Below are 4283 nucleotides of genomic sequence, written 5' to 3'. Positions count from 1 at the left end.
AGGTGCGGCCGCGCTCAGGCCTTGCCTTCAAACATGGGCTGACCGTCCTCAACACGCCCGGCACCATCGACAGCGACTATCGCGGCGAGGTCAAGGTGCTGCTGATCAATCTCGGCGACGAGGACTTTGCCGTGACGCGCGGCATGCGCATCGCCCAGATCGTTTTTGCCGCGGTGACGCAAGCCGCCGTGGAAGAGCGCAACCTGGCCGGCGGCACGGCGCGCGGCGCGGGCGGGTTCGGATCGACCGGCACCGCCTGATGCCTGAACTGCCTAAACTTGTCATCTTCGACTGCGACGGGATCCTGGTCGATACGGAGAACCTGGCCAATCGGCGCCTTGCCGAATGGCTGACCGCTGCCGGCTATCCGACAAGCTTCGAATATTGCCGCAAGAATTTCTCCGGCCGCAGCATGGCGTCGGTGCAGAAAGAGATCGAAGAAGAGACCAGCGTCAGGCTTGGCGCCGATTTTGTCGATCGCTGGAACGCCGGCCTGCCAGACCTGTTCGCCCACGGCGTCGAAGCAATCCCTTATGTCCGCGAATTCGTCGAGGCCGTGCGGTCAGCCGGGATCGCCTATTGCGTCGCCACCTCGGCCCGGGTGTCGAAGATGCACATCACACTTGGCCAGACCGGGCTGTTGCCGCTGTTCGAACACGCGATGTTTTCCTCGACGATGGTCGCGCGCGGCAAGCCGTTTCCGGACCTGTTCCTGCATGCTGCGAAAACCGTGGGCTTTGCACCTGCCGACTGCATCGTCATCGAGGACAGCGTCGCTGGCACGCAGGCCGGCATCGCGGCCGGCATGCGGGTGTTTTCCTATCACGCCGATCCCTATTCCGACCGCGACGGCCTTATCCAGGCCGGCGGCATCCTGTTCGACGACATGCGCGAACTGGCCGGGCTGGTGCCGATCCACTGAGCTGGCTGACGGACTGGACGGGTTGGGAGGCTGTGCTACGTTCCGCGCGCCCGACAGCCTGAGGCGACCATGCCGACGAACCTGCTTCGCTTCATCCTCGCCGTGATGCTGCTGCCATTGCTGTGGACCGCAGCCGGCGCGCAAGACGCCAGCCTTCCGGAGCTCGGCAGCCCACTGCCCGGCCAAAAAGACATCACCTATCTCGACCTCGCCAGGATGATCATTCCAGACCTCGCCGCCGACAAGAATGGCTTTTACAGGGGCGGGCTGCCGATCGCGATGCGCCATATCGAGGGACCCGACAGCGGCGGCTCGCCGCCCGAAACCTCAGGCTTTTCCAATGCCTCCGTGCTTGCCATCAAGGCGGGAGGCAAGGACCGCCTGACCATGCTGTTCGATCTCGGCGATTCCTCAGACAGCGCAGAAGGCTATGCGGTGCTAGCGCTCTACGACATTACGGGCAAACCAAGGCTGCTCGACGCCGCCAATGTCGCCCTCGACCGCAGCACCTATTTCCGCGAACCCGGCAAGCTCGGCATCGGCGCCAATGATGATATCCTCATGATCGAGAGTTCGCATTCCAATTCAAACCAGAACTATATGATCGTCCCGCTGATTATGGTCGCCAGGGACAAGTTGAAGCTGATCGACATCATCTATTTGTTCGACGAGCACGTGTGTGCCTATAGCCGGACGCAGGACGTTGCCTTTAAAGCCATCGCAGAGGGCCGACGCCATGCGGCGATCAAGGTAACGGTGACCGATGCCACCGTCGTGAACGACGAAAGCTGCGATGACCAGCCGCCCAAACCTGAATCTCACGACATCTCCGTCACCTATCATTGGGACAAGACAACGTCGCACTATGCCAAGGATTCCGACGCGCTGGACAAATTGGCAGGAGAGAACGCCAAACGCTTCTGAACCAACCGCATTCGTTTGCCCGGCCAGATGGAGCAGGATAAAATCCGTTCGGCCACACCGCATACGATGGGGGAACTACCATGGACAAGGGCAAGATCTTTCGCGACCTGCATGCCTCGACCTTCGTCGTGCCCAATCCCTGGGATATCGGCACGACCAAGCTGCTCGGCTCGTTCGGCTTCACGGCGCTGGCGACGACCAGCGCCGGCTTTGCCTTTTCGCGCGGCCTGCCGGACGGCGCAGTGACCTTCGACCAGATGATCCACCATTGCCGCGAAGTGACCGCGGCGACCAGCCTGCCGGTCTCGGCCGACCTCGAGAAAGGCAAGGGCGACAGCGCCGAGCAGGCCGCCGAAACCATCTTCGCGGCGGAAGCTGCCGGCCTTGCCGGCTGCTCGATCGAAGACCACACCGGCGATCCGGACAAGCCGATCTATGATTTTGCGCACGCCGTCGAACGCGTTGCGGCGGCCGTGGAAGCGGCGCGGGCCCTGAAACGCGATTTCGTCTTCACTGCGCGGGCCGAGAATTTCCTCTGGGGCAAGTCCGACCTCGACGACACGATCAAGCGGCTGCAGGCGTTCGAGAAGGCCGGCGCCGACGTACTCTATGCGCCAGGCATCGGCAACGTCGAGATGATCCGCACGCTCTGCTCTGCCGTCAGCAAGCCGGTCAATGTCATGGCGGTACCGGGTTTTACCATCGCCGATCTCGCCATGGCCGGCGTCAAGCGTATCTCGCTCGGGCCGTGGCTGACCAATTTCGCCTACGGCATGCTGGAAACGGCGGCACGCGAAATCCAGCAAGACGGCACCTTCGGCTTCACCCGCGCCGCCATGCCGTTCAGCAAATTGCAGGCCCTCTTCGGCAAATCTTCGGATTAATGGGGCCCGTCGCATGACGCTGACCGTGGTCGACATGCATACCGGCGGCGAGCCGCTGAGGATCGTCACCGGCGGCTATCCCGGTATCCCCAAGGGCACGATCCTGGAAAAGCGCGCCTATGTGCGCGACCATCTCGATCATCTCAGGAAAATCCTGATGTTCGAGCCACGCGGCCATTACGACATGTATGGCGCCTTGCTGGTCGAGCCGGACCTGCCCGGCGCCGACCTCGCCGTGCTGTTCATGCACAATGAGGGTTATTCGACGATGTGCGGCCACGCCATCGTCGCGCTCGGCCGCTACGCCATCGATGAAGGGCTGGTGGCGAAACAGGAACCAGTCACGACAGTCAATATCGAGGCGCCGTGCGGGCTGGTCGTCGCCTCGGTCGAGGTCAGGGACGGCAAGGCCGGTGCGGTGTCGTTCGAAAGCGTGCCGGCCTTCCTGTTCGCCGGTGGACAGGCGATCGAATTGGCGGGCCACGGCACGATTGGCTTCGACGTCGCCTATGGCGGCGCCTTCTACGCGCTGGCCGATTGTCACCAATTCGGGCTCGAATTCGGCAGAAGCCGGATGCGCGATTTCGTCGATGCGGCAACGGGGCTGACGGACAGGCTCAAGGCTGAATTTCCGCTGTCGCATCCCGACCACGGCGACCTAGCCTACCTATACGGCACCATCCTGACCGATGGCCGCGACACATTTTCCGGCGAGGTGACCAAAAACATCTGCGTCTTCGCCGAAGCCGAGGTCGACCGCTCGCCAACCGGTTCCGGCGTCACCGCAAGGCTGGCGGCCATGCATGCCAAGGGCGAGATCGCGATCGGACAGACGCGCACATTCGAGAGCATCGCCGGCTCGCGTTTTTCCGGAGCCGTGGCGCGGACGGCGAAGGCTGGACGGCATGAGGCGATCATCGCCCGCGTCGGCGGCCGCGCCTATTATTCCGGGCGGGCCGAATTCATCGTCGAAGCGGACGACGAGCTCGGACGCGGATTCCTATTGCGCTGAAGAAAATGCTCAGCGGCGCGAGGAGCGAGCCACTTCCCGCACCGAGATCGCCTTGTGCAGATGCACCATCATGGCGGCGGCGAACAGCGGCGTCAGCAGGTTAAGCAACGGCACGGCGAGGAAAGCCGCGATGAGCAGCCCGGCGAGAAACACCGTGCCGGCATAGTGCCTGCGCAAGGCCCTGGCCTCGTCTTCCCCGCGAAAGCGCATGGCTGCGAATTCGAAGAACTCGCGCCCGAGCAGATAGCCGTTGACGATGAAGAAGGCTGCTATGTTGACGCCCGGCACCAAGAGAAGCAGCAGCGCGACGATGTTGCCAAGAATGACGACACCGAGGAATCGCGCCGACAGCACCAGCGAGCGCAGCGCCGGCATGGCGCGGCCGGTCGGATCGCCGGGGTAGTCGGTGCGCTCGACCACTTCGGCGATATCGTCGAGGAACAGGCCGGCGACAACAGCCGTCACCGGCGCGATGAGCAACGCCATGCCGAAGGCAAGCGCTATTGCCGCGATGATGCCGCCGAGCCACCCGGCCCAGGAC

The 4283-nt window shown here is 63.3% G+C and carries 6 protein-coding genes; 5 read left to right on the top strand and 1 reads right to left on the bottom strand.

Features of this window, described 5'->3' with window-relative positions; genetic code table 11:
- The 5 genes from dut to EN914_RS26275 form a co-directional block, all read left to right on the top strand.
- A partial coding sequence (gene dut, locus EN914_RS26295; RefSeq protein WP_127389351.1) for a dUTP diphosphatase occupies positions 1-260 on the top strand: 260 nt, incomplete at its 5' end.
- Positions 260-922, top strand: coding sequence for an HAD family phosphatase (locus EN914_RS26290; RefSeq protein ID WP_013528046.1), 663 nt, complete (start codon positions 260-262; stop codon positions 920-922). The genes dut and EN914_RS26290, both read left to right, overlap by 1 nt.
- Positions 923-991: 69 nt before the next feature.
- A complete protein-coding gene (locus tag EN914_RS26285) occupies positions 992-1846 on the top strand; it encodes a hypothetical protein (RefSeq protein WP_024505789.1) in 855 nt (284 codons plus the stop codon).
- 80 nt (positions 1847-1926) lie between these two features.
- On the top strand, positions 1927-2730 hold the full coding sequence (locus tag EN914_RS26280) for an oxaloacetate decarboxylase (RefSeq protein WP_024505790.1): 804 nt from the start codon (positions 1927-1929) through the stop codon (positions 2728-2730).
- 13 nt (positions 2731-2743) lie between these two features.
- Positions 2744-3742, top strand: a complete 999-nt coding sequence (locus EN914_RS26275) for a proline racemase family protein (RefSeq protein WP_024505791.1) — start codon at positions 2744-2746, stop codon at positions 3740-3742.
- A 9-nt stretch (positions 3743-3751) separates the two neighbouring features.
- On the opposite strand, the gene EN914_RS26270 is transcribed toward EN914_RS26275, so the two are convergent.
- A partial coding sequence (locus EN914_RS26270; RefSeq protein WP_127389350.1) for a sulfate transporter family protein occupies positions 3752-4283 on the bottom strand: 532 nt, incomplete at its 5' end.

Source organism: Mesorhizobium sp. M7A.F.Ca.CA.001.08.2.1 (genome assembly GCF_003998455.1).
In the GTDB taxonomy this organism is placed as follows: Bacteria; Pseudomonadota; Alphaproteobacteria; order Rhizobiales; family Rhizobiaceae; genus Mesorhizobium; species Mesorhizobium ciceri.
Note: the sequence above shows the minus strand (reverse complement) of the source record. Positions and strands in the feature narration are given on the sequence as shown.